This is a genomic window from Mycobacterium sp. (assembly GCF_049280035.1).
Taxonomy (GTDB): domain Bacteria; phylum Actinomycetota; class Actinomycetes; order Mycobacteriales; family Mycobacteriaceae; genus Mycobacterium.
Genome location: NZ_JBAPPI010000492.1, coordinates 1 through 1,740, shown reverse-complemented (window position 1 = coordinate 1,740; position 1,740 = coordinate 1). Strand labels below are relative to the sequence as shown.

Genomic DNA, 1,740 nt, shown 5'->3' with positions numbered 1-1,740 from the left:
CACACAGAGTTCCTCGAACGCCTCGCCCGGGAATCGGGTGAGCGCGGCTGGTGGACCGACTACGGCAACACCGTGCCGCCCTGGTTCGCCGACTTCCTCGGGATGGAAACCGTCGCCGAAGAAGTATGGACCTACGAGTCCTCGATCTTTCCTGGCCTCCTCCAGGCACAGGGATACATGGAAGCAATTGTTTCCACGCGCAGCGATGCTGAGCGGTTTACCAGGTTGCGCGCAACTCGACAAAAGCGGCTCGTTGACGACGACCCGCTGATACTCCGAGCAGTGCTTGACGAAGCCGTGGTGTGCCGTGTCGTGGGCGACCCCGACGTGATGCGCAAGCAGGTTCGTCACGTCATCGATACGGCCAGACTGCCGAATGTCACAGTTCAGGTTCTGCCGTTCTCGGTCGGATTTCATCCCGCGCTGGCGACGGGGTCCTTCACAGCGTTGCGGTTCCCAGAGGCGCCTATGAACACCGTCTACGTAGAAATCAAGGGCGGTGCCGTTTACATGGAGAAACTGCCTGACGTCGAACGGCACGCAACTACCTTCGAACGCCTGACGGAACTCGCACTCAGCGAAGGGGAAACAGTTTCGTTCCTCGAACAAATCGAGAGGAGATATTCAGAATGAACGAAGGACTGGTTTGGAGAAAGAGTTGCCACAGCGGTGATGAGGGGAACTGTGTAGAGGTGGCCGACCTCAGCGCCGGCCGCGCCGTGCGGGACTCCAAGAACCCCACCGGCGGGCACCTGACGTTCTCGCGGGATCAGTGGGCGGCGTTCACTGCCGGGGTGAGAAACGGACAGTTCGACTGACCGCAAAGGCGGGGAACCAGCGACACGGTCTAAGGAAGCCGAACACCCGGCCCGTGCCGCTGGCCACCCGACCGCTGACGCGCCAGCCGAGCGTTCGGTATATCGAATGTTGGTGACGCACCGTTACAAAACTGGTCGCCGTGCGTAATGGCAGTTGTTTGTCAGGACCCAGCCGCCCTGGGGCGCAGTGATCACCGTGGCCGAGTGGGTCGTATTCACCGCCGGAGTGCGTGGCGGCGAGTTCGACTGAGCCCAGGCACAGGAGCGAGCGGGCGGATCGCTTATGTCTCCGACGGCTAGTCGTTGCGATCCTCGGTTCCTCGCCGCTTGACTTCCATAACGACGATCGTGTCCTCGGTCACCACGATGCCCGGCTCCGCGGTGCCCGCAGCGAGACTGTCCAGTGCGCCAGTGATGGTGTCCGCGAAACGTCGCACGTCATCCCGGGTCATCGTCATGCGCGAGAGCACTTCATCCCCGCTGTCTTGACCGTGATCGTGTGCCGTTGGGTCTCTGGGCTGTGGTCGAAGTACCAGACATGACCGTCTGCCATCCGGAGCGGTGCGGGATCCATGGTGGCTAGTGTCCTGGTTGGCTGGCGACGGCGTCGAGGTGGGGAAATGCCCGCGCCGTTGCAGGATCAGCGCAGGTCAGGCGCGAACACCCGCGCTTCGGCGCTATCCCTGGGTATGCCCGTGCTGGCACCATGATCGGCATGCGGGTGCTCGGCGTCGACGCCTACACCACGGGATGGATTGGCGTCGAGCTAGACTGCGGCGCGTTCGTCGGCGCGCATATCGCGGACAGCCTGACCACACTGCTATCCACCGTCAACGACATCCACGCGGTGGGCATCGACATACCGCTGGGACTGGTCGAGACCGGTCGGCGCCAGGCGGATCTCGACGCGCGAGACTTCGTG

The 1,740-nt window shown here is 62.8% G+C and carries 4 protein-coding genes; 3 read left to right on the top strand and 1 reads right to left on the bottom strand.

Features of this window, described 5'->3' with window-relative positions:
* Window positions 1–633, top strand: a 633-nt coding sequence (locus tag WAN71_RS16080) for a DUF5753 domain-containing protein (RefSeq protein WP_422226286.1), incomplete at its 5' end; no start/stop codon positions are given.
* Window positions 630–818, top strand: coding sequence for a DUF397 domain-containing protein (locus WAN71_RS16075; protein ID WP_422226285.1), 189 nt, complete (start codon window positions 630–632; stop codon window positions 816–818). The genes WAN71_RS16080 and WAN71_RS16075, both read left to right, overlap by 4 nt.
* A gap of 296 nt (window positions 819–1,114) precedes the next feature.
* On the opposite strand, the gene WAN71_RS16070 is transcribed toward WAN71_RS16075, so the two are convergent.
* The gene (locus tag WAN71_RS16070) at window positions 1,115–1,276 is read right to left on the bottom strand and encodes a hypothetical protein (protein WP_422226284.1); all 162 of its coding nucleotides are present in this window, start codon (window positions 1,274–1,276) and stop codon (window positions 1,115–1,117) included.
* A gap of 257 nt (window positions 1,277–1,533) precedes the next feature.
* Here WAN71_RS16070 and WAN71_RS16065 point away from each other — a divergent pair.
* On the top strand, window positions 1,534–1,740 hold a 207-nt coding region (locus WAN71_RS16065), incomplete at its 3' end, for a DUF429 domain-containing protein (protein WP_422226283.1).